At 54.2% G+C, this 24,543-nt stretch carries 18 protein-coding genes and 1 pseudogene; 9 read left to right on the top strand and 10 right to left on the bottom strand.

Annotation, left to right across the window (positions count from 1 at the left end; genetic code table 11):
* Nucleotides 1-4 precede the first annotated feature (4 nt).
* The 3 genes from ACUTSU_RS20675 to surE all read right to left on the bottom strand — a co-directional run bounded on the left by ACUTSU_RS20675 (nt 5) and on the right by surE (nt 4,294).
* Nucleotides 5-1,402: a glycoside hydrolase family 1 protein gene (locus tag ACUTSU_RS20675; RefSeq protein WP_445652672.1), complete on the bottom strand. Its 1,398-nt coding sequence runs from the start codon at nt 1,400-1,402 to the stop codon at nt 5-7.
* A gap of 17 nt (nt 1,403-1,419) precedes the next feature.
* On the bottom strand, nt 1,420-3,285 hold the full coding sequence (gene bglF, locus ACUTSU_RS20680; protein ID WP_445652671.1) for a PTS beta-glucoside transporter subunit IIABC: 1,866 nt from the start codon (nt 3,283-3,285) through the stop codon (nt 1,420-1,422).
* Between the two features lie 139 nt (nt 3,286-3,424).
* A complete protein-coding gene (gene surE, locus ACUTSU_RS20685; RefSeq protein WP_445652670.1) occupies nt 3,425-4,294 on the bottom strand; it encodes a 5'/3'-nucleotidase SurE in 870 nt (289 codons plus the stop codon).
* 546 nt (nt 4,295-4,840) lie between these two features.
* Between surE and ACUTSU_RS20690 the strand changes: the two genes are divergently transcribed.
* The 4 genes from ACUTSU_RS20690 to ACUTSU_RS20705 all read left to right on the top strand — a co-directional run bounded on the left by ACUTSU_RS20690 (nt 4,841) and on the right by ACUTSU_RS20705 (nt 8,369).
* Nucleotides 4,841-5,629, top strand: a complete 789-nt coding sequence (locus ACUTSU_RS20690) for a histidine phosphatase family protein (protein ID WP_445652669.1) — start codon at nt 4,841-4,843, stop codon at nt 5,627-5,629.
* 90 nt (nt 5,630-5,719) lie between these two features.
* A complete protein-coding gene (locus ACUTSU_RS20695) occupies nt 5,720-7,066 on the top strand; it encodes an OprD family outer membrane porin (RefSeq protein ID WP_445652668.1) in 1,347 nt (448 codons plus the stop codon).
* A 165-nt stretch (nt 7,067-7,231) separates the two neighbouring features.
* Nucleotides 7,232-8,074 (top strand): BglG family transcription antiterminator LicT, encoded by an 843-nt coding sequence (licT, locus tag ACUTSU_RS20700; protein WP_445652667.1) that lies wholly within the window; start codon nt 7,232-7,234, stop codon nt 8,072-8,074.
* 73 nt (nt 8,075-8,147) lie between these two features.
* Entirely contained in the window at nt 8,148-8,369 is a 222-nt protein-coding gene (locus tag ACUTSU_RS20705; RefSeq protein ID WP_445652666.1) for an IS3 family transposase, read from the top strand.
* 224 nt (nt 8,370-8,593) lie between these two features.
* On the opposite strand, the gene ACUTSU_RS20710 is transcribed toward ACUTSU_RS20705, so the two are convergent.
* The 5 genes from ACUTSU_RS20710 to ACUTSU_RS20730 form a co-directional block, all read right to left on the bottom strand.
* A complete protein-coding gene (locus tag ACUTSU_RS20710; RefSeq protein ID WP_445652665.1) occupies nt 8,594-9,838 on the bottom strand; it encodes a cation:proton antiporter in 1,245 nt (414 codons plus the stop codon).
* 166 nt (nt 9,839-10,004) lie between these two features.
* Complete coding sequence (locus ACUTSU_RS20715) at nt 10,005-11,099, bottom strand: Rieske 2Fe-2S domain-containing protein (RefSeq protein ID WP_445652664.1); 1,095 nt, start codon at nt 11,097-11,099, stop codon at nt 10,005-10,007.
* Between the two features lie 21 nt (nt 11,100-11,120).
* Entirely contained in the window at nt 11,121-12,824 is a 1,704-nt protein-coding gene (locus tag ACUTSU_RS20720) for an NAD(P)/FAD-dependent oxidoreductase (protein ID WP_445652663.1), read from the bottom strand.
* A gap of 41 nt (nt 12,825-12,865) precedes the next feature.
* Nucleotides 12,866-13,951, bottom strand: coding sequence for a monodechloroaminopyrrolnitrin synthase PrnB family protein (locus ACUTSU_RS20725; RefSeq protein ID WP_445652662.1), 1,086 nt, complete (start codon nt 13,949-13,951; stop codon nt 12,866-12,868).
* Entirely contained in the window at nt 13,951-15,561 is a 1,611-nt protein-coding gene (locus tag ACUTSU_RS20730; protein ID WP_445652661.1) for a tryptophan halogenase family protein, read from the bottom strand. Before ACUTSU_RS20730 ends, ACUTSU_RS20725 begins: the two co-directional genes overlap by 1 nt.
* A 772-nt stretch (nt 15,562-16,333) precedes the next feature.
* Here ACUTSU_RS20730 and ACUTSU_RS20735 point away from each other — a divergent pair.
* A pseudogene (locus tag ACUTSU_RS20735) lies at nt 16,334-16,454 on the top strand (DUF4942 domain-containing protein); the annotation flags it as partial.
* Between the two features lie 20 nt (nt 16,455-16,474).
* Here the strand turns inward: ACUTSU_RS20735 and ACUTSU_RS20740 are convergent.
* A complete protein-coding gene (locus ACUTSU_RS20740) occupies nt 16,475-17,221 on the bottom strand; it encodes a sulfite exporter TauE/SafE family protein (protein WP_445652660.1) in 747 nt (248 codons plus the stop codon).
* 164 nt (nt 17,222-17,385) lie between these two features.
* Here ACUTSU_RS20740 and actS point away from each other — a divergent pair, with 164 nt between their 5' ends.
* Nucleotides 17,386-18,135, top strand: coding sequence for an amidase activator ActS (gene actS / locus ACUTSU_RS20745; RefSeq protein ID WP_445652659.1), 750 nt, complete (start codon nt 17,386-17,388; stop codon nt 18,133-18,135).
* 227 nt (nt 18,136-18,362) lie between these two features.
* Here actS and gltP read toward each other — a convergent pair whose 3' ends face one another.
* Nucleotides 18,363-19,679 carry a glutamate/aspartate:proton symporter GltP gene (gene gltP / locus ACUTSU_RS20750; RefSeq protein WP_445652658.1) on the bottom strand — a complete coding sequence of 439 codons (1,317 nt, stop codon included), beginning with the start codon at nt 19,677-19,679 and terminating at the stop codon, nt 18,363-18,365.
* Nucleotides 19,680-20,460: 781 nt separating this feature from the next.
* Here gltP and acs point away from each other — a divergent pair.
* The 3 genes from acs (at nt 20,461) to actP (ending at nt 24,472) form a co-directional block, all read left to right on the top strand.
* Nucleotides 20,461-22,419: an acetate--CoA ligase gene (acs, locus tag ACUTSU_RS20755; RefSeq protein ID WP_445652657.1), complete on the top strand. Its 1,959-nt coding sequence runs from the start codon at nt 20,461-20,463 to the stop codon at nt 22,417-22,419.
* Between the two features lie 92 nt (nt 22,420-22,511).
* Nucleotides 22,512-22,823: a DUF485 domain-containing protein gene (locus tag ACUTSU_RS20760; protein ID WP_445652656.1), complete on the top strand. Its 312-nt coding sequence runs from the start codon at nt 22,512-22,514 to the stop codon at nt 22,821-22,823.
* Nucleotides 22,820-24,472 (top strand): cation/acetate symporter ActP, encoded by a 1,653-nt coding sequence (gene actP / locus ACUTSU_RS20765; RefSeq protein WP_445652655.1) that lies wholly within the window; start codon nt 22,820-22,822, stop codon nt 24,470-24,472. The genes ACUTSU_RS20760 and actP overlap by 4 nt, the downstream gene beginning before the upstream one ends.
* The last annotated feature ends 71 nt before the right edge of the window (nt 24,473-24,543 follow it).

A 24,543-nucleotide genomic window follows, 5' to 3' on the forward strand; every position in this document is an offset into this window, starting at 1 on the left:
AAGATCAGGGTTTCAGCGAAGCGCCGTGACTGGCGATGACGCCCTGATACCAATAGAAGCTCTCTTTATGGCGGCGATCCAGGGTGCCGGAGCCGTCCTGTTGCAAATCGACGTAGATAAAGCCGTAACGTTTGTTCACTTCGGCTTTCGAGGCGCTGATCAAATCAATCGGCCCCCATGCGGTATACCCCATCAGCTCCACGCCATCGTCGATCGCTTCCCGCGCCTGAACCAGATGATCGTTGATATAGCTGATACGGTAATCATCGTGAATGTGGCCGTCGGCATCAGGCTTATCCTGTGCGCCAAGGCCGTTTTCGACGATAAACAAGGGCTTTTGGTAGCGATCCCACAACACGTTGAGCAGCGTGCGCAGGCCAAGCGGATCAATTTGCCACCCCCACTCAGAGCTCTCAAGATGCGGGTTCGGCACCATATCAAGGATATTACCGCGCAGTTTTTCCACCAGTTCAGGATCGGCGGTAACGCAGCCGGTCATGTAGTAACTAAAGGAGATAAAGTCGACGGTATGGCTCAGCGCCTCATCATCCGCGGGTTCCATCTGCAACACGATGCCGTTGTCGCGGAAATAACGCCGCATATAGCCCGGATATTCCCCGCGGCACTGAACATCGCCGAAAAAGAGCCAAGTACGGTTCTCCTGCAGGGTAGCAAAGACATCATCAGGTTTGCAGGAGAGCGGATACATCAGGCCACCGAGCAACATGTTGCCTATCTTCGCGTCGGGAATAATCTCGTGGCAAGCTTTCACGGCCATACCACTGGCAACCAGCTGATGATGGATAGCCTGGTAAATATCTTCCATCGTGCAGCCTTCCTGCAGGCCAACCCCCGTCAACGGCGCATGCAGCGACATATTGATTTCATTAAAGGTCAGCCACAGTTTCACCTTATCGCGATAGCGGGTGAAGACAGTTCGGGCATAGCGTTCAAAAAAAGTGATAAGTTTCCGGTTTCCCCAGCCACCGTAATTTTCCACCAATCCCCACGGCATTTCGTAGTGTGATAACGTCACCATGGGCTGAATATTATGGTGGGCTAATTCATCAAACAGCGCATCGTACCAGGCAAGGCCCGCTTCATTCGGCTCCAGCTCATCCCCTTGCGGGAAAATGCGGGTCCAGGCAATAGAGACCCGCAGGCAGGTAAACCCCATCTCGGAAAAAAGGGCGATATCCTCCGGATAGCGGTGGTAAAAATCAATAGCGACATCTTTGATACTGCGATCGCCAGGCCTCCTCGCCACCACGCCGCCGAAAATACCGTTCGGCTGCATGTCAGAGGTCGATACCCCCTTCCCCCCTTCTACCCATGCGCCTTCAACCTGGTTAGCCGCCAGGGCGCCCCCCCATAAAAAACCGTCAGGAAACGTTTTGCTCATTTCTCTCTCCTTAAACTTCAGCGATTAATATGTAGGAATGGTCCACCCGCCTGAACGTAGGGAGTGGTATGCTTCTGCTCTATTCCTGTGAAATCTTCGCTGTTACTGATGATAATCGGCGTGCTCAGGTCATAGCCCTCAAGAAGAATCGCGTCGCGATCGAAAGCAATCAGCAGATCGCCGGGCCGGATCTTGTCACCCTCTTTGACGTAGGCATTAAAATGCTCGCCATTGAGTTTCACCGTATCGATACCGACATGAATCAATACCTCAATGCCGCTATCGCTCAGCAAACCGATGGCATGACGGGTGGTAAACAGCGAAGCGACTTCTCCATGAAATGGCGCGATCACACGCCCTTCAGAAGGGATAATCGCCGCCCCGCCCCCCATCACGCCGCTGGCGAAAGTCGGATCCGGCACATCCTCAAGGGGGATGGTGACACCGCTCAGCGGTGCCAGAATGTCTTCTTCACCAGCCACGGGAACTACCGCCGCTTTCGTTTCAGGAACGACCTCAGCCCCCGGCACCCCGGCGATGAGAGTCAACAGGCAGGCAAGGATAAACGATATGGCTACGCCGATAATCGCGCCCCATACCGAGGCATCAAGGCCGGAAGGAGGAATGATCTGCGCGAGGGTGAAAATACTCGCCAGGCCGAAGGAGTAGACCTGACTCAGGCTGAAACCGACAATCGCCCCACCGAGAGCACCGCCGATACAACCGAAGATAAACGGCCAGCGGTACGGCAGGGTAACGCCATAAACCGCCGGTTCGGTAACACCGAAGATCCCGGCAATGGAGCCTGAACCGGCCAGTGCTTTGAGGCGCACATCACGAGTTTTCAGGAACACCCCCAGCGTAGCCCCCACCTGACCAAACACGGCCGGCAGCAGGATCACCAACATCGGATCATGGCCGAGTACCGCCATGTTGTTCATCATCAGTGGGATCAATCCCCAATGCACGCCGAAAATCACGCAAACCTGCCATAGCGCGCCAAGAATGCCGCCCGCCAACCAGGGCGCGAATTTGTAAACTATTTGAAATCCGGCGGCTAACAACTCGCCTAACCCGGTGGCCAGAGGCCCAATGACAAGGAAAGTCAGCGGCACAGTAAGCGCAATACACACCAGCGGGGTAAAGAAATTCTTCACCGCCGATGGCATTACCTTGTTGCACTGGCGTTCAAGCCAGCAACAGAACCAGGCCGCACAAATTACCGGGATCACCGACGAGGTATAATTGATAAACACCACAGGAATCCCAAAGAAGGTTTCGGTCGCACCGTTGGTGCTGGCCTGGAAAGCCTCAAGCATCATCGGGTGTACCAATGCACCGCCAATGATCATGGTTAAGAAAGGATTACCGCCAAACTTTTTACCGGCGGTATAACCAAGCACGAGCGGCAGGAAGTAGAACAGCGCGTCGCTGGCGGCAAACAAAATGCGCCAGGTACCGCTGCTCTCCTCCAGCCAACCGCCTACCGCGCTGAGGGCAAGAAAGCCCTTTAAGATCCCGCAAGCCGCCAACACCCCGAGAAACGGCGTAAAAATGCCGGAAACCACATCGATGAATGTCGCCACCATCCCGTTTTTATCTTCACTTTTTGCTTTCTGAGCCGGAGCGTCATCACTGAGGCCCGCGGCCTGACACACGGCCAGCCAAACATCGTGAACATGGTTGCCGACCACCACCTGAAACTGACCGCCGCTTTCAACCACCATGATAATCTCAGGATTTTCTTTCAGGCCTTCCGCATCCGCCTTACTGCTGTCATTCAGTTTGAAGCGCAATCGGGTTGCACAGTGCACCAAGTTGTTGATGTTTTCCCGACCGCCGACGTGACGGAGAATGTCACCGGCCAATTCAGCGTATTTCATATTCATTCCTGTTATCTGTACCGAGGCACAAAAAAACCTGAGTGCCGGGCCTGACTGGCAGGACGGCACATCAGGTTTTGCCTGCAAATGCAGTGACAATCCTTATTCCATACGGCTCATGCTGGGTAAGCCGGTACTCTTACTGACCCAACAACGCTTCATACTGTGCCCGAAACTGCGGGGCGTCCCACATACCATCAAAAAGGGTATAGGTGATATACCCCTTGTTGAGCCAGCCGGAATCCGTATCGTTCTCAGCCGGTACCAACGCTGCCGGATTAATGGTCTGCTTCGCTTTGCCGTCCGCCGTCAGTTCATAACCAATCTGTGGAATGGGGAACGCTTCGTTGCTGATGTAGTGCACCCCCTTGATGTCGGCCTTCGCCAGCGCCGGATAATTAATGCTAAGCCCGGACCCTTTGGGCAGCACGGACGTCCCCGGCGTATGCTTAGCGTTAAGCGTGTCGACCATGCTGACGACATAGTCAACGGAGTCCGGCCAGTATTTATGTGTGCTCGGCCACTTATTCTTCATTTCCTCTTCGGTGAAGATATAGCCGATGCTGGCTGCGATCGCCGGAAAACCGTAACGCACAGCACGGACAGCAGCACTGACGGTGCCGGAATTCACCTGCATCATACCGGTGTTCGGGCCATCATTGACGCCTGAAATAACCAGATCCGGCGGCGTATCCTTCAGCACGCCCCACAGGCCGAAATCCACAGCGTCAGCCGGCGTACCGGGGAAGCAATAGCGCTTCTCGCCAACCTTCTTAACATCGAAAAGCTTTCCGGTTTTAAAGGTGATAGCAGAGCCTATGCCGCTCTGATTGGTGGACGGGGCGACCATCCAGACGTCATAGCCTTTAGCCGCCAGCTTATCCTGCAGCGAGGTGCTGCCCGAAGATTCACAACCGTCGTCATTGACGATCAGAATCTTCAACGGTGCTGCCTGTGCCGTGAAAGCAAAGGCAGAAAGCAGTGCGAGGGCGAAGGTTTTGGTTTTCATGAGTGCTCCTTGAGTCTGATGGCCAGGGCCTGAATGAGGGGCAAAAAAAAACCTAAGACACCTGCACGCAATATTGCTGCAACAAGTATCTTAGGTTTTGCCTGTTTTCAGTAACAACCCCAGGATGGGAACGAAAATACGCCCGGAATTTATTTCTGTCCAGAGGCACTAACTATTTTCTGTGACAGCGCTCAACAAATAAAATAAGACGTCCCGCAGCAGAGAATAAAATCGTTTTTAGTTATGACACTGTCATTCTTATGCATACCCACCTCCCTATTCGCCTTATCTTGCATTGGCGAGCCTCCGGCGTTTTTATCTTCCCCTTGATGATGTGAACACGATCACGGTTATTCATGTGGTATCAAAAAAGTGGATGTTATTTCCCATTTTCGGTGATATTTTTGCGGCAATTGGATTGTTACTGTGAATACAGGCAAAACCCACGTCAGATATCGCGAGTAGCCAGCGTTACTCCCGAAACAGGACGTGGTTTTTTTATTTTTGGGGATCTGGAAAAACAGAATATAGAAGGAAGGATATAAAATGAAAAAATGGATTTTAGCTTTAATGGTTGTTGTAATTACGGCAACCTGCTCAGCGGAAAATGACGTAAAAATATCTCCTGATGATACGGTTACCATTTATTTCGCCCGCCACGGAAAAACTCTTTTTAATACTTTTGATCGCGTTCAGGGATGGGCCGATTCGCCGCTGACAGAAGACGGTGTACGGGTGGCTCGTTATTTAGGCGAAGGATTAAAAGGAATTAAATTTGACCGTTTCTACACCAGTGACGCCGGACGACAACGCGAAACCATGGCTGTCATCCTGAAGCAGGCGGGCGTCACGGATTATCAGCTCACCGAACTGACCGGGTTGCGCGAAGCCTTCTTCGGCGGCTTTGAAGGCGGTTTTAATAAAGAGATGGCTGACGCCGGAGCGCGTCAACTGGGGCTGGCCGATGGCGCGGCGCTGTTCAGCGCCATGAAGGCAGGGACGCTGGCGGTGCGCGATAACCAAAACGCGCTGGCCAAAGCCGACCCCAAAGGGTTGGCGGAAAATTATGACCAGGTGAAGGAGCGTACTCAGGCGGCTCTGGACACCATCATCAAGAAAGCCAAAACCGAAGGCGACAAAAATATTCTGGCGATATCATCAGGAACATCGATGCAAATAATGATCTCTGGCCTGACCGATGATCCGGCAAAAAATAAGCCGCTGTCCAATGCTGCCGTGGTAAAAATTGTTTATAAAGACGGCCGCTATACAGTACCTGAAATCGGCACACTAAAATATGTCGAAGCCGGTAAGAAAGCGTTAAAAAACCAATAATAAAAAATTGGCCAATTTATTTTTATTGGCCTCGGATAATATTGCCGCGCGTAGGTAAGGGCGCGCCGCAGCCCGTTATTAAGGTATTTTATGAATCTGAATCGTACTGCTATGGCATTTATTTCGCTCGGCATTTCAGCAACCTGCTTGGCCGCCGATAATAATGACGGCATTAAACAAACCACGCTAATGGATAACGTGATTGCCGATCCCTTCTTCCGAGATTCACAGATGGGATTATCACTTAAGAATTACTGGAAATATCTTAAGGAGGAAAACTCCAACCCCAAGCGCGTGCATAATGCTTGGGCGCAGGGTGTCTCCATTGATTATCAGTCCGGTTACTTTTCTGATATTATCGGCGTTGATGTCGTCTACTACAGTGCCGTCAAACTGGGTGCCAGTGATTATTTTAACTCTCGCGGCGTACTTTATAACAACGGGAGCGGAAATAAGAAAAGCAACGCGGAAGGGTATTCCAAGTTTGGCCAGCGCAACATCAAGCTGAAATATGACGTGGCGGACGTACAGCTCAACGCCCGATGGGGCTGGCAAGTATTGAAAAATTTTGGCGTCATCTCTACCTCAACGCGCCTGTCGCCAACCACCTACTCCGGCTGGAGCGGAGCTGTCAGCTATGATAGCTTGACCCTGCGCGGAGCGTACGTCGAAAACTCGATGGACCGTAACTCGCCGGACAAAAAACACTTCCAGACCAACACAGGACGTGAAATCAACCACCTCACCAGTGGTGACCTGCAGTGGAAAAGCCGGCTGCTGGATGTGCAATACGGTTATGGCGAAAGCGACAACTACTTGCGCCGTCACCTGCTATTCACCAATCTCAAACCCATGGAGCGGCTGAATATCGGTACACAGATATACGCGACCCATGCCCTTGACGAATATGCTTCCATGCCCGCCAGCAAACGAGACTTCGACAACAATGCCTGGCATTTCGCTCTCGACGCGACATGGAAAGCGGATCGCTGGAGCAGCAAGTGGGGCATAGGCTATACCGATGCTCAGAAAGCCAATAATGAAGTCGGCTTTTACCCGCGGCATATGAGTAAAAACTCGCGCGGTACTTTTATCTCCATGGCCTATGCGGGTGATGACTACATGCGCGACGGGGAACTCATGCTTGCAACGATATCGGACTATAAGTTGACGCCGGATCTGGCAGTAGGGTTAGCCGGCAACATTGCCAATTTCAATTACAAAGGCAATCACGTGCGCACCGGTGAAATTAACGCCTTCACCCGCTGGGTTCCTTCCGACCCAACGTTTAAAAACCTGACGGTATGGGCGATGTTCGGTCCAGGATGGTCGTATAAAAGCAGCGGAAAAACGCCGGTTCTGACGGATGGACGCTATACGCGGACCCATACGCTCTCGTCGGAAGTGATTATCGAATACCGTTTCCGTATGTTCTGATATTCGTAACCGGTGTTCGCGATCCGAATCACGTTTCTCCCGTAGGAAGTTCAATCCTAAGAGAAAAAGTGTTAAATTGCAGAAATGGATTGTAGCTGCATCTGCAGGCAAAACCTGATTTTCTGACTATGTCGGAAGTCAGGTTTTTTTGTTTTCGGGGCTTGGATGAGAATCGCCAAAATACTTAATAATAATGTGGTTGTTATCCTGGATGAGCAGCAACGCGAACAGGTGGTAATGGGCCGTGGGCTGGCTTTTCAGCAGCGGGTGGGCGACGTTCTCGACGAAACACGTATCGAAAAAGTATTCTCGCTGCAGAGCGACGAGCTTGTTAACCGCCTCGGTGAATTGTTAAGCCAGATCCCACTGGAGGTGATGGCTGCCTGCGATCGCATCATTGAACTGGCGCGTACCCGGTTGGGCAAGCTGCAGGAGAGCCTCTATATCACCCTGACAGATCACTGCCATTACGCGATCGAACGGCAAAAGAAAGGACTGGCTATCAAGAATGCGTTGCTGTGGGAAACCCGGCGTCTTTACCCGCGCGAGTTCGAACTGGGGCAGGAAGCACGGGCGATTATCGACAAGCGCCTCGGCGTCGAACTGGCGGAGGATGAGGCCGGATTCATCGCCCTGCACCTGGTAACCGCCCAGCTTAACAATGAAATACCGGAAGTGATGCATATTACCCGGGTGATGCAAGAGATCCTGCATCTCGTGAAGTATCAACTGCGGCTGGATTATGATGAGAATTCGCTAAACTATCAGCGTTTTGTCACTCACCTGAAATTTTTCACCCAACGGATGCTAACGCGAACGGTAGTGCCCGATGATGACGAAACCCTGCACAGCGCGGTGAAGAATAACTATGCTAAAGCCTGGGCCTGCGCGGAAAAGATTGCCTTGCACCTGCACCGCAGTTACCAGCGTGATCTGAGTACGGAGGAGATTATGTTTCTCTCTATCCATATTGAGCGGGTGCGTAAAGAGGGGCGTAAAACGCCGTGAGGCGCGGTAACGCGGAAAATTGTCATTAAGAGGGTCTCTCCCACAAAACCGGTACGGTTCAGTTACAGGTAGCATGAGCCGAAAAGGTCACTGCCTGGATAATGCTGTTACGGAAAGGTTTTTCCGCAGCCTGAAAGCAGAGAGAGTTAACTACCGTTGTTATGAAACCCGAAGTCAGGGTATTGCAGACGTTATCGATTATATCGACAGTTTTTATAATCTGAAAAGGCGGCATTATCGGCTGGGAAATATATCGCCGGACGAATATGAACGCCGACTACAGCAATGTGCCTAAATCTGTGTCCGGTTTTAGGTGACCGTTACAGAACTAGAAAGTTAAGAGCGCAGTGTTTTTCGAATTTGCGCACTCGATGTTAATAACCAGGTTCCTCTTAAAAAGGACGCCAGTGTGAAAGCACAGGCGTCCTTTTTTCGATCGCTGGTTATAGCCATGGTGCGTATGCGTAGCGATCCGCCAGAGGCAGCAATTTTCAATTAGCGCAGCCTGCCAGATGCGCGTCACTTATCGGCGTCCGGGATTGCCGGCGTCGCTCGCAATTGCACGCGCAGCGTGAATCTAACCAGCGGTACGGTCAGCGCCGTCGTCACCAACGCGAACACTACGAGGATCGTATAGACCTTTGGCGGAAGGATCTGCATCTGCAGACCGATTGACAGGACGATGAGCTCCATCAAGCCGCGCGTATTCATCAGCGAACCCACCAGCATCGCATCGCGTGGCACAAGCCCGGTGGCACGCGCGCCCAGATAACTGCCGCCGAACTTGCCGATGAATCCGCCCGCGAAGAATACACCGAACCACATCCATGATGCCGCGTCATCGATCGTGCCTATCGACGCATGCAGCCCCGCATACGCGAAAAACACCGGCATCAGCACAAGTCTGACAAAACCTTCGACGTTATCCCGCCACTCATTCGCGATGCCGGGCACGCGCCGCACGAACAGCGCCGCGGCAAGTGCGCCAAATGCGCTATGAAATCCGATCAGCGACGTCGCGAGTGCCGACGCCATTACGAAACATAACAACACGGCCAAGCGGTCGCGCGCCGCATGCGCAGTCGATGCGAGCCGCACAAGCATCGGTCGAACCACGAAGCGCACCAGGAACGCGCACAACACCAGATACGCGAGCAGGCTGACGAGCATGCGCGCAAATGCCCAACCAGGCCCGCTCGATAGCGAAGCAATAGTTGCAAGCAGTACCCATCCGAGCGCATCCGTCAGCATCGCGGCAGACATTGCGTGCCGTGCGCCCACCATGGCGTTTAGCGCCAGGTCGTCGACGATGCGCGCCATCACCGGTACCGCTGATATCGCAAGCGCGACACCGCAAAAGAGTACATAAGGCAGCGCCGGTGCATCGCTGGCGAGCATGTCTTTCGAGACAATGGCGACGATCATGCCGATCGCAGCCGGTACGACGAGCCCACCCACGGCGATCGCGACGGGCATGCGCCAACGCCTGTCGCGCAGCGTCTCGCCCAACTCCATATGTAGACCCACCTGAAACATCAGCAGTATCAGGCCGACTTCGCCGACCTGCGCCATCGCCGACAGCTCGCGTGGGCCGAACAATGCGTCGTAAAAATCCGGTGCGATAACGCCCAACAGCGAAGGACCCAACAGCAAACCGGCAGAGATCTCGCCAACGACCGCGCACTGACCGAGCCGTTCGGCAATGCGGCCGCAGACGTTGCAGAGCGCGATCACCAGCACCAGTTGCAACAGCCAGACAGTCATGAATACCTCGGAAAAAGCGGCACCGACACGAACTTGCTGGCCGCGAGCCCGAGCGGACCCGCCGCGCCATACGCCGTGATGACCATGACGCCGTTCGCCAGGTTCGCGAGCGCCTGGCGGAACGACCTGTCCGAGACCGGCTCGTTTAGGGCCGCCGACTTACGCATCATCGCTCACTCGCAACGCGGTCGACCCAGCCCCGGTAGAACGCACGGTACTTGAGCACGAGCTTATCGTACTTGCTGTACGCGCCGCCGCCGTCCGGCTTCATCCCGTTCCAGATTTTAACGTCGAACTTCGCCGCCTGTCGGGTCTGCAGCCCGAACAGCACGTAGTCGGTCGCGCGGCGCAAAGCGCCCCCCACCTTCTTGATCGAGATGAGCATGTGCATGACGTTCTTGCCGTCGCTCACCGGCGTCACACACTGGAGCAGCTTGTATTTGAAGTCTCCGTCCAGGGAGACGGTCATGACGCACCCACCGGGGTAGCCATCGAAGTGCAGGTTCATCTGCGACATGTTCAGGCCGAGCACACGTGCCAGCATGCCGAAGACCCCGAAATACCGGTCCACGGTGAAGTCTATCCCGGCACCGAACCACGCGCCCGCCTGTGCCAGAGACTCAACCTCCGGCCACGGGTGCCAATCGTCAAACAGCTTGAGCTCGAAGGCCGAGATCGGGAGCTCATGCACGGGGGACGCGTGTTGCGCGTCGTAGAAGTTCTCCACGATCCGCAAGACAGCCGTCGTTGTCTCGAACGCGAAGTGCAGGTGCATAAAGTCGCCGTTGTCGACGTCGGCTGCGGCGATTTCGGGCAGCGGGTGCAGTGGCTCTGGAGAGCCGTACCAGACCCATACGTAGCCGTATCGCTCGGCGGTAACCAACGTCGGCTGGCGCACCGAGCGCGGCACAGGCTCCAGCCGACGCACCGTCTGGTTGTGACCGGGGATATGAACGCACTGGCCCTGCTCGTCGTACCGCCAGTGATGAAACGGGCACTGGATGCACCCGTCCTTGACCTGCCCGTCGGCCAAGTTCGCGCCGAGGTGCGAGCAGTGGCGGTCCATCACCACGGCCTGCCCCATCGCGCCGCGCCACGCCACGCACGGACGGCCGAAGAGCGTCAACTCCGTCGGCTTGTCCTTGAGGTCGTCCGAACGCATCGCGACGTACCAACTCGCGGCCACGCTCGTGGTCGCGTCGTACACCCTCGAAGGATGTTCCTCGACGCTCGTTTGAACCCATTGAATGTCGCTCATCATTTTTGTGTCCTCGACGGCCGATTACTTCTTACGAGTTAAGCTGATACGGGTCGTAATGTACGCCTTGAGCAGCGCGAACATCGGGTTGTAGTCGAAGTACTTTTTCACCTCTGCCGGCGCGCTGGTTTGTGTCCAGTGCATCAGCTTCATCGCCGGCAGTAAACTGTACTTCGAGTTGTTGAGCTGCGGCTTGTCCCCGGTGATGCAGTACCCGAAACCGAACATCTGCTTGGCGAAGTCTCGTTCGTCGATGAGGGCGTGGATCCGCGCCGCGGCCTCCCCGGACGGTTTGAGCCCGGCGCTTACGGCCTCGATCTCGGCCTTGGCGTCGTTGAACAACTGGTAATACCCCTCCATGTCTGCGCACAGGTACCCGAGGTACGGGGGGTCGTTGTCGAGATGATCGAGGTCGCCCTCGTCGCGCGAAGCACGGAACCTCGCGTGGGCTTGGACGAGCCGGAACTGCCCGAGGATCGTGCCGACTGCCCACAGCCTGTGGAACGCGTCCCACAAGCGGAAGTCCGTGAACGCCGTGTAGCAGCAGCTGACGAAGTCGTCATTGTGGTCCAAAAGCTTTTGCTGCAGGCGTTCGATGTACTCGAAGCGATCAGGGGAAAAGTCATCATCGCGTAGCGCCTTGATAAGGCGCGCCGCGAGCGCGTGGATGGTTACCGCAGTGTTCTCGAGCCCCCGGGAGAAGAGCGGGTCGATAAACCCGTTCGCGTGCAGCATCAGGCAGTAGCGATCGCCGATGCAGGTGGTCGACGAGAACTGCAGACGGTCGGTCTTGATCCAGTCACGCACCGGCACAGCGTCGCGGAACTGCGCCCCGATGCTCGGGAACCGCGCGAGGAACTCGTCGAACTCTTGCTGCGCGGAGATGTCCGTTTTCGGGTAGACACGCGGATCAAGCTGCAGGCCGACGCTCACCAGGTTGTTGGTCGACCGCGGGTGGTTGTTGAACGGGATCACCCAGAGCCAGCCCCCCTCGAACATGTGGTGCAAGGTCCCCTCGTGCCAGCGCCAACGCTGCCCCTTAACCTTGAAAATATCGTCGAACGGCTTGACCCCGAGCATGTGCGTGTAGAGGCTGCGCGAGTGCGTCTTGAAGCGACACGGCTCTTCGCGAAGATTGAACTTGGTCGCGAGCGGTGCGCGGGGTCCTCCACAGTCGATCATGTACCGGCCGGTGAACCGTTCGTCCTCGGCTGTGGTCACCGCGACGCCGTCTTTATCGGCGTGATATTCGGTCACTTTAGTCTTCTGGCGGACCGTGCAGCCGTATTTAATGGCAGCTTGCAACAGGTAGGCGTCGACGTCTTGCCGGTAATAATGGCTTTCCGGTCCCCAGGGCAACTCGGGGATGACGCACTGTGTGAACTCCTTCGGGTCGTGCTCCTGGCCGGGTTTGTGGAACACGAAGCCGAAGTTGCGCTTGATGCCCGTACTCGACGAGACGTAACGCTGCGTCGAGTAGAACGACGTGATGTGGTCGAGCTCCGGAATGCCGTAGCGATCGGCGATGATGCGGTTCATAAGAGACGTCTCGGGAATCGACGATTCGCCGATGGTGAACCGCGGGTGCGAGGACTCCTCGATGATCAGCACGCGAAACTGCTGTTTGGCCAGGATAGCTCCCATCTGGGTGCCGGACATGCCCGAGCCGAGGATGATCACGTCGAAGTGGTTGTTATCGCGCCCGTTCGCGGGGCTCTTCTGAGTCATGGAGGCAAATCTCCTTATGAAAGGGAACAGATGGACGCGCGTCAGGACGCGTTGAGAGCGGCGCGGATGCGGGAGCGCGCGTCAAGCGTGAGCGTGGCCAGATCGCCGAGCATGCTGGGCGCGTACCCCCCACTGCCGATTGCCGGGCCGCTTCGCCCGACTTCGTACACCCGCTCCGCCAATTGAACATGAGGTGCCCGGAAGCGCAGCAGGACCACGAAGACCCGGTTGAGGGCCGCCAGCCCGGCCCGGACGGGTTCACCCTGCGCACCGGCCGCTCGCGCCTCACCGATCGCGCGGTCGACGAGCGACGACTTCCCAGCGAACCGAGCGTAGACCGCCCGGTACGCGGGAAGCACATAAGGCAGGTACGTCTCTTTGAATTCTCGATAAGCCTGGTGGTCCGATTGCGAGCCCCACAGGACGTGATCCATCACGAAAAGGGGCATTTCTACGGCGCCGGGGCCAAGGTAGCTCTGGCCCCCGACGCGAATCGGTTCGTAGAAGGGACGTAGCTCATCGTAGAAAACCTGCGGCGAAATGAAGCGGTACGCATAGACAATCGATTCGACCATTTTTTGCAGATAGGCTGCCAGCTCGTCGCACCCTTGCGCGAACGCGGGCGATCTCAGGGGCACCTCGTGCAGCTCGACGGTCACCGTGATGGCCGCCTCGAGGGCCGCCATCGAGATGCGCACGCTCTCGAGCAGGTGCACTTCGTCGCTGAGCCCAGTGTAGCTCCGCTGCGCGTCGGCTGCCGCGGGGTTCCAGACCGTCACATGCAGGAGCGTCTCGCGCGGCGGCAGGTCGGTCATCCGCGCCAGGTCGAGCAACACCGGCTCGAGCCCGGGCACCACGTCCACCGGCTCGTGTCCGTGCCGCTTGAGCGACCCCAGGAAGAACCCAATGTCCCGCATCGCGGCGGCAGCTTCGACGAAGCCCCAGCCGGAGGGCACGCCGTGCACCGGGAGGAACTCACGCAGCAGGCCGACGATGCCGGGCACGTCCTTGTTACGGTTCAGGTTCGGCAGTTGCAGAACGAGCGAGCGGGCCTGCAGCGGATCGCAGGCCGCCACGGCAGCGTGCGTGGCCGCGAATACGCATGCTCGGTCCAGAGCGCGCTCCACTACCGGAACCCCGGCGACGCGGGCGTCGGCCCGGATCGAGACAGCCCCACCTCCCCCTCTCGCAGCGACCGCAGGTAGTCATAATTCGTCGGCAGGCTCGCCCGCAGACGCTCGGCCTCACGCTGGATGCGGGCGAACATCACCTCGGCCTTTTCGATCGACTCCGGTCGCAGTTGCAAGAGCGGCAGCGACCGGTCGGGCAGCATGCCCAGGCCGGCAAAGATGCAGTAGTAGTTCCCGTTCAACCAGAAGTTCTTGAATTCGAAGTCGAAGGTCTCATAGTACGTGGAATCGTCGAACGACGTGGTGGTCAACGGCAGCCCCGCCTTGTAGCGCTCAATCTTCTCTTTGATGGCGTCAGAGAGCCGCAGGTCGTGACGGTTCGCGAGCCAGAACGGCGTGTCTTCGCGCGACGTGGTGAAATAGTGCGCCTGAACAAAGTCTCGGCAGTCGTCGAACATGTAGACGATCTCGGCGTTGAACGCGTCGGCCAAGCGCGGGTCGAACGCGGTGTCGGGGAAGTGCTTCACGAGTTGGTAAAGCGCCGCGTAGATGAAGTAGATCCCCGTCGATTCCAGGGGCTCCAAAAAGCACGACGACAGCCCGATAGAGACGCAGTTGTTGACCCACGCCCGCTTGTTGCGCCCGACCCGGAACTTGATCTGGTTGAGCGGCTGATTGTCCGAGAGGCCCCACAGGTTGAGGAAGTCGGTGGTGGCCTGGTCGCGGGAGGTGAACTTGCTCGAGAAGACGTAGCCGCTGCCGAACCGGCCCAGCATCGGGATCTTCCAGGTCCACCCCGAGTTCATGGCGATCGAGGAGGTATAGGGTTCGACCCCCACTTGCGCGTCGTCGTTGGGTACGGCGCTGGCGACCGCGCTGTCGCACAGCAAGTAGTCGGACATGTCAATGAAGGGCTCTTTCAAGGCCTGGTTGATCAAGAGCCCCCGCATGCCGGAGCAGTCGATGAACAGATCCGCCTCCAGCTTCCGGCCCTCCTTGGTGATCAGGCTGGATATGAAGCCGTGCTCGTTCAGGTTAACCTCCACGACCTCATCGACCACTCGGTTCACCCCGCGATCGACGGCCCAGCGCTTCAAGAAATCGGCCACCAAGTGCGCGTCGAAGTGCCACGCATGGGACATCTGACGGGTGCCGTCGTGCAGGCAGGGTGCCAAATTGCCGTCGAGCGCCCCGGGCTGCGGGTAGCAGGCGTACGCCATCGACTGCTGAAAGCCCTGTTCGCGCTTGCGCAGCCAGTAGTGGGTAAGCGGCACGCCGTCGCAGCTCGGCACATTGCCGAACAAATGGTAGAAGTAATCGTTACGCGAGTGGTCGGGAGACATTCTCCAATTAACGAACTTGATGCCAGCCTTGAACGCACCGTTCACCTGGGGCATCCACTCCTGTTCCGGTATCCCGAGGAAGTCGAAGAACACCTTCTGCAAACTCGGGATGGTCGCCTCGCCCACGCCGATCCGGGGGATCGCCGCAGATTCGATGAGCGTAATGTGCGCCTGCTGTTGGAGCGCCCGGACGAGGTATGAGGCGGACATCCAGCCCGCAGTACCGCCGCCCACAATGACGATATTCTTGATCGGTTTGCTCATGACACTCTCCCATAGGAAGTAGTGGAGATGTTAAATTAGGTTCTAATTCAGACTAGAATCTAATCTAAAAAGTGCAAATTCCGTTTCAGAATTAACTCTGCGATATATCCTCACACGAGTCGCCCCCTCAAAACCTAATTACCCACAACCCCACCACCGGTTAAAAAATATTATTTTCAACCGGTTATAATTACGGGTAAAGCAGGAAAAACAAGAACACCTCATTATTCTAAATAATAAAATCAACCCTTGTAACGCCCCTGCCCACCTCCAAGTAATTTACGCACAACACATTATTTTTACTGTATTTTTACAATAAAAAAGGCAACACACCTTATCCAAAAGATCATGCTCGAAGTTTTTAATCACTGCCAGTTCAGACTTGGCCTGTTCCTTAAATAAATATCCTATCGATTAGATATTAATGTATTATTAATCGTTAGCACGCTTACAATTGCAATAATTAAAAACCCAGTTAGTTATAGGTGATGCATTAGCAACTTGCCAGCAAAAAAAAATAATCGGTCTCTACTCATACGTTACTTATGTATAAAAATATCCGTAGAATAATATTATTTGCAAAATCAAGCATTCAGTCTAAAAACAATTATCCATCTAATTTTCATACGAATACTCAACGACATTCGGAAATTTTTTTCTGCCTCAAATACCCATCCATTGACATATCGTCGAGGGGAATCCTGGTGGGTATAATGCCTTCTCCCCACAGGCTGCCACGCCACAGCGAATCCACTGTTGGTACACCAGCATTGAGCGAGGTGTGATCAATGTGTTTAAAGGTTTGAGCTGGGATTATAAAAGCAGCAGTCCATGTCAATTTGATAAAAAAATCATCGTGAACAATCTGGTGAGCTATAACCGTTGGGAGTTCAACTTCGCCCCGCCATCGCCGTCAACTAAAGTACTTAACAATCAACATAGCGCCGGAAGCAAACAAGATCACATTGATGAGCTTGAGGAATTGCTCACGCGACATCTTCAGCGTGAAGTAACGGCCCAGGATAATCCCCACCAGCATGCCCGGCACCAGCACTAGTGCCAGCAGTAATAAGTCAACGTCCAGATAAACACCCGCCAGAGCAAAAATGACCACCCGAGTCAGGGTACTCATACCAATCAGCGTGGTTTGGGTTATGCGGAAAGCCTCTTTTTTCTCGATCCGGCCGCTGAGATAAATGGCGTAGATAAAGCCACCGCTGCCAAATAGTGCGCTGAATATTCCCCCCACCAAACCAAAAGGCACGGCCGCTCTGGGTGAAAATTGCCGAGCGGGCTTTAAACCACTGAGTGAATAGAGCGCGTAGAACACCACAAAAACCCCCAGCGCCAGCAACAGAATTTCGGGTCGAGTCTTTAGCAGAATCGCTGCCCCCAACAGGCTGCCGATAACCATCAATGGGACCAGCCTTTTTAATTCAGGCCATTGGGCATTCCGCCCATCGCGACTGACGTTAACAATAGCCGCGCACATATCCAGCAGAGCCAGCAACGGGACGATTTTCGCCACCGGCATATAGAGTACCATTATCGGACTGGCGACTAACGCGGAACCAAAACCGGCAATGCCGAAGATCACATAAGCCACTAATAGTGTGGCGGCCAGCACCAGATAACCGGAAAGCGTTAAGGTTTCTTGCATATCAGTTGTTCCCAATCCATGAACATTTTTGAGCCAAACGGCAAAACCTTCGGCCTGAGCCGGCAAAATTTAGTCCATGGCGGCGTTTTTGACCACCTGACCGTTGATGTTACTATAGGCAGATCACAATAGAACGCGACGACGTTTAAGGACGATATTTGAGTATGGGAAGCACATTCGCTGTATGGCGGCTGATTGCCGTGTGCGTAATCAGTCTGGGATTACTGGGGTGCGGCTCCGGAAAGAAATCGAACAGCTATGACCGCGATTATGATCGGTTGGCCAGAGGCAGCTATAACGGCAACACTTATACCGTCAAACGTGGCGATACGCTCTTCTACATTGCCTGGATCACCAACAGCGAAGTCAGCGAGTTGGCCCGGCGCAATAAAATCCCCAAACCCTACAACCTCAAGATTGGCCAAAAGCTGGCATTAAATAACGCGACGGCAAAGAAAGGCAAGACACGCAAAACACAGTCAACCAGCCAGATTGCAGCCGTTGCGCCACCGATCCGCAGCAGTATCAAATGCTGGCGCTGGCCCACCCAGGGCAACATTATCAGCAAGTATTCGACCGCCGACGGGGGCAATAAAGGCATCGATATCGCCGGTAGCCGCGGACAACCGGTCTTTGCCGCAGCCAAAGGACGGGTGGTGTATGTCGGCAACCAACTGCGCGGTTATGGCAATCTGATTATGATCAAACACAATGATGAGTACATCAGTGCCTATGCCCACAACAATACCCTGTTGGTTCGCAATGCTCAGGAAGTGAAAGCCGGGCAGAAGATTGCCACCATGGGCAGCACAGGAACCGATAAGGTGATGCTGCACTTCCAGATCCGTTATCGTGCTACCGCATTGGATCCGCTGCGCTTCCTGCCGGCTCAGGGTTCTTCCCCTTCCTGCTGAGCCCGATACGATAAAAAACCCGCCATCAGGCGGGTTCAGACTGATGACAAACCTCATTCCTGCCCAGAGCGAGTAGAGGCCGATAAAAAAAAATCAGGAAAATCAATTTATTGATTTTCGGCTGCTCACCACAAAGCAGGAAAAACCACGCTTTTTCCTGCTTTGTCAGCAACCTAAACCCGCCATCAGGCGGGTTTATTCGTCATAACGATCTCGCCCAAAAGTGGTTAAGAGTCTGTTATCTGCCTGGCCTTGCCAGACAAGAACTCTTTCTCGAAGGCCAAAGCCTTTTTACTGTCGAACTGATGTTCCCATTTTGCTACCACCAGCACCGCCAGCGCATTGCCTACCACGTTCAGTGCGGTCCGCGCCATGTCCAGGATTCGATCTACGCCGGCGATAAACGCCAGACCCTCTAACGGGATCCCCACACTTCCCAGCGTCGCCAACAGCACCACAAAGGAAACACCCGGCACACCGGCAATCCCCTTGGAGGTAAGCATCAGCGTCACCACCAGCACAATTTCCTGGCCCAGGGACAGCTCAATCCCATACAGCTGCGCAATAAAGATAGCGGCAATGCTCTGATACAGCGTTGAACCGTCCAGATTGAAGGAGTAACCGGTCGGTACTACAAAACTGGTGATCGCCTTCGGCGCGCCATAAGCCTCCATCTTTTCAATGATACGCGGCAACACCGTTTCCGAACTGGCAGTGGAAAAGGCCAGGATCAACTCATCCTTCAGGATGCGGATCAGCGTCCAGATACGCAGGTTACAGAAACGGGCGACTGCCCCCAGTACCACCAACGCAAAGAAGACAATCGCGAGGTACACCAGCAGTACCAGTTTGGCCAGGGGTAACAACGAGGCGAAGCCAAAGTTGGCCACCGTCACTGCAATCAGACCAAACACCCCAATCGGCGCATAACGCATAATCATATGCGTAACTTTAAACATGCTTTCGGAAACCGCTTTAAACACCTTCAGCAATGGCTCTTTGGTTTCTTTCGGTAGTGACGACAGACCCAGGCCAAACAGCACCGAGAAAAAGATAATCGGCAGCATGTCGCCTTTCGCCATTGAGGCGAAGATATTTGACGGGATCAACGACAAAATGGTGGCAACCAGGCTGTGTGAGCCACTTTGCACCTGCTCGGTGGTTTGTTCATACTGCGAGATATCCACCGCAGTCAGCGTCGACATGTCGATGCCATGACCGGGTTGAAAAACATTAGCCAACGTCAGCCCGACCACGATGGCAATAGTAGTGATTACTTCGAAGTAAATAATGGTTTTCAACCCGAGCCGGCCTAACTTTTTCGCATCCCCCACTCCGGCAATACCCACCACCAGCGTCGAAATAACGATCGGCACCACAATCATCTTAATCAGGCGGATAAATATATCACCGGCCGGGCTGAGAATATTACTGACCAACCACTCTCGGGATTCAGTTTGATTATGGAGCACCGCCCCAACGACAATACCCAACGCCAATGCAATCATAATTTGCCAGGCAAGACTTATTTTTACACTCTTCATACCCAAAAAGTCCTCAAAGACTCTTTTCGGCACATTTATAATAACGCGCCGAAAAGAATACTTAATCATTTAATACAGGCTTATGTTAATAACCAGGAGGCGCCCACCTGCCCTTAGTGCAACGCTGTCTAAATCTGTACCATTTGGACAGCATGGTCTGCAAGACTTGTTTTAGCTGGCTTTTCTGTAAATCACACCCCATACAGAATCTGATTGTCAATTTCGAAAGGCATAATTTATTGTAATTAAAAGCATAATTTCCTGTGAAATATCTCACAGAACCTTCCAAGACCCGGCGTTCCAAGGTGGATAAAAGTACGTTAACTTTCGCTAATCCTGCATATTTAGTCTGATGATTATGTTTCTATTATGTTACGCGTAAGTTTTTAAAATGAAAAATAATGATGATCATCGTCTGGAGAAGCCACACTCTATTTAATTAATAACAATTTCTAGGCGCTTTACTTATAGCAATTCAGTCAAACTATATTCCTGAATAGTTTAAATGCGTTCTTTATATTCACTATTATCTATAAAACGTACATTCATGACCGAATTGGTTATTCTTTTTAGTTCTTTATATAACGTTTTCTGACTAAAACTTCCTATCTAACCGTTTTCTCCCGCCAAACAGGTAGATACCCCACACAAATGGGGTAGAACTATTACAAATCAATATCTTCGTTGCGTGATCTGCCGCCCAAAAAAGAAACAAAGAATCGGAGCAAACTATACTTAACCTTCATTTGACATATCATTAACAACTTCAAGGAGAAAAGCCATGAGCCAAGTGCATAAACACGCTATTCCTTCTGCAATTGCAGAACACGCCCTGATTAATCCGACGCAATACCAACAATATTATCAACAATCTGTGCAAGACCCAGAAACGTTCTGGGGTGAGCAGGGAAAAATCCTCGACTGGATAAAACCTTATACCCGGGTAAAAAACACCTCATTCGATCCGGGCCATATCAGCATTCGCTGGTTTGAAGACGGCACCCTGAACCTGGCAGCCAACTGCCTCGACCGCCACCTGGCCGAACGCGGCAACCAAACCGCCATTATCTGGGAAGGTGACGATCCCACCCAGTCAAAACAGGTGACCTATAAACAGCTGCACCATGATGTCTGCCAATTCGCCAACGTGCTGAAAAAACTGGGCGTCAAGAAAGGCGACGTCGTAGCTATCTATATGCCAATGGTGCCGGAAGCAGCTGTCGCCATGCTGGCCTGCGCCCGCATCGGGGCCGTACATTCGGTGATCTTTGGCGGTTTCTCGCCGGAAGCCGTGGCCGGGCGCATTATTGATTCTAACTCCAAACTGGTTATCACCGCCGACGAAGGCCTGCGCGCCGGACGCGCGGTTCCGCTGAAGAAAAATGTCGATGACGCGCTGAAAAATCCAGGCGTGAAAAGCATTACCAACGTCGTCGTGTTCCAGCGTACCGGCAAACCGGGTTACTGGCAGGAAGGCCGCGATCTGTGGTGGCATGAACTGACTCAGGGTGTGTCAGCCGACTGTCCACCAGAAGAGATGAATGCGGAAGATCCGCTGTTTATCCTTTATACCTCTGGCTCGACCGGTAAACCCAAGGGCGTGTTGCACACCACCGGCGGTTATCTGGTGTATGCCGCCATGACCTTTAAATACGTCTTCGATTACCACGACGGCGATGTGTATTGGTGTACCGCCGACGTCGGTTGGGTCACAGGCCATAGCTATCTGTTATACGGCCCGTTGGCCTGCGGTGCCATTACCCTGATGTTTGAAGGGGTGCCCAACTACCCTGGCGTTAACCGTCTGTCACAGGTGATCGACAAACACCAGGTCAATATCCTGTATACCGCTCCTACCGCCATTCGTGCCCTGATGGCCGAAGGTGACAAAGCTATCGAAAGCACCCAACGCGACTCACTGCGCATCATGGGGTCGGTCGGCGAGCCAATCAACCCGGAAGCCTGGGAGTGGTATTACAATAAAATCGGCAACGGCAAATGCCCGATCGTCGACACCTGGTGGCAGACCGAAACCGGCGGCTTTATGATCACCCCACTGCCCGGAGCCACCGAGTTGAAAGCCGGTTCCGCTACGCGGCCGTTCTTTGGTGTTCAGCCGGCGCTGGTCGATAATATCGGCACTGTGCAGGAGGGTGCCTGTGAAGGCAACCTGGTGATCACCGACTCCTGGCCAGGGCAGGCTCGCACGCTGTTCGGCGACCACGATCGTTTCGAACAAACCTACTTTTCCACCTTTAAAGGGATGTATTTCAGCGGTGACGGCGCACGCCGTGACGAAGATGGCTATTACTGGATCACTGGCCGTGTCGATGACGTACTTAACGTGTCTGGCCACCGTCTGGGGACCGCCGAGATCGAGTCGGCCCTGGTCTCCCACCCGAAAATTGCCGAAGCGGCGGTGGTCGGTATTCCACATAACATCAAGGGCCAGGCGATTTACGCCTATATCACGCTGAATCACGGTGAAGAACCGACGCCTGAGCTATATACCGAAGTACGTAACTGGGTACGTAAAGAAATAGGACCGATCGCCACACCGGACGTGCTGCACTGGACAGACTCTCTGCCAAAAACGCGCTCCGGCAAGATCATGCGCCGCATCCTGCGCAAAATTGCCGCCGGTGATACCAGCAATTTGGGTGATACCTCAACGCTAGCGGATCCGGCCGTAGTCGATAAGCTGTTGGAAGAAAAACAATCAATGAAAGTTCCGTCGTAATTTCCGCCGCCTCAGGCCGAACAGCGGGAAAATAACCCGGTGTTCGGCATTAAGCGCGGCGTACTCTATCAATACCTACTGGAGATGCTCTGATGAATGACACCATTTATCAAGGGATTGAGGAAAACCCGCGCTTTATAAAACTGGTGCGAAAACGTAGCCGATTCGCCTGGCTGCTTTCACTGATTACACTGGCGCTGTACGTCAGCTTTATTTTATTGATCGCCTTCGAACCACAGTGGTTGGGCACACCGATCGCTGAAGGATCGACCATTACCCGCGGGATCCCGGTAGGTGTCGGCCTGATCGTGATCTCTTTCGTGTTGACCGGGATCTACGTATTCCGCGCCAACGGCGAGTTCGATCGCCTGACTGCAGAAATTTTGCGTGAGGTGAAGAAATGAGGCCTTTATTGTCTGTCGCCGCCCTGCTGATGCTGCCGGGCCTGGCTTTTGCCGATGCCATCAGTGGCGAAGTACATCGCCAGCCGTTGAACATTCAGGCGATCGTGATGTTCGTGCTGTTTGTCGGAGCCACGCTGTACATCACCTACTGGGCTTCCAAACGAACTCGTTCACGGCAGGACTATTACACCGCCGGCGGCAAAATCACCGGCCTGCAGAACGGTCTGGCGATTGCCGGCGACTTTATGTCAGCCGCTTCTTTCCTGGGTATTTCCGCACTGGTGTACACCTCTGGCTATGACGGGCTGATTTACTCCATCGGCTTCCTGATCGGCTGGCCGATCATTTTGTTCCTGATTGCGGAACGCCTGCGCAACCTGGGCCGCTATACCTTTGCCGACGTGGCTTCCTACCGCCTGAAGCAAAAACCCATCCGCACACTTTCGGCCTGCGGTTCACTGGTGGTGGTCGCGCTGTACCTGATTGCACAGATGGTTGGGGCCGGTAAGCTCATTCAGTTGTTGTTCGGTCTCAACTACCATGTGGCGGTGATCCTGGTCGGCATCCTGATGGTGTTGTACGTCTTGTTCGGCGGCATGCTGGCAACCACTTGGGTACAGATTATCAAAGCGGTATTGTTGCTGGCCGGTGCCAGTTTTATGGCGCTGATGGTGATGAAGTCGGTCAATTTTGACTTCAATACCCTGTTTGCCGAAGCCGTGAAGGTGCATCCGAAAGGCATAGCTATCATGAGCCCGGGTGGCCTGGTTTCTGACCCCATTTCTGCGCTTTCGCTGGGGTTGGCACTGATGTTTGGTACCGCCGGCCTGCCGCATATTCTGATGCGTTTCTTTACCGTCAGCGACGCCAAAGAAGCCCGCAAGAGTGTGTTCTATGCTACCGGTTTTATCGGTTACTTCTATATCCTGACCTTTATTATCGGCTTCGGCGCGATTTTATTAGTCGGCCCTAATCCGGCGTTCAAAGATGCAACCGGCGCGCTGTTAGGCGGCACCAATATGGCGGCGGTGCATTTGGCCAACGCCGTCGGCGGTAACTTCTTCCTCGGCTTTATTTCGGCGGTCGCCTTCGCCACCATTCTGGCGGTGGTTGCCGGCCTGACGCTGGCAGGGGCTTCTGCGGTATCTCACGATCTGTACGCCAGCGTGATTAAAAACGGTAAGGCAACTGAACGTGATGAACTGCGGGTTTCCAAAATTACCGTGATCATCCTGGGCATCGTGGCCATTGCGCTGGGGATTTTGTTTGAGAAACAGAACATCGCCTTTATGGTCGGGCTGGCCTTCTCTATCGCTGCCAGTTGTAACTTCCCGATTATCATTCTTTCGATGTACTGGTCACGCCTGACCACTCGCGGCGCCATGGTTGGAGGTTGGCTTGGCCTGCTGACGGCGGTGCTCCTGATGATCCTTGGCCCGACAATTTGGGTACAGATCCTGGGACACGAAAAAGCCATTTACCCTTATGAGTATCCGGCACTGTTCTCGATGCTGGTCGCCTTTATCGGCACCTGGCTGTTCTCGGTCAGCGACAGCTCACTGGCCGGGCAACAGGAACGTGAACGCTTCCGTGCCCAGTTTGTTCGTTCGCAAACCGGACTGGGAATTTCCCAGGGCAGTTCGCATTAAAAATAAACCAGTGGGTTCAGCATGCTGAACCCACTGTTACTGAACCTAAGCCAATAGGTTCTTCACTAAGG

The organism is Serratia sp. NA_13, from assembly GCF_052691735.1.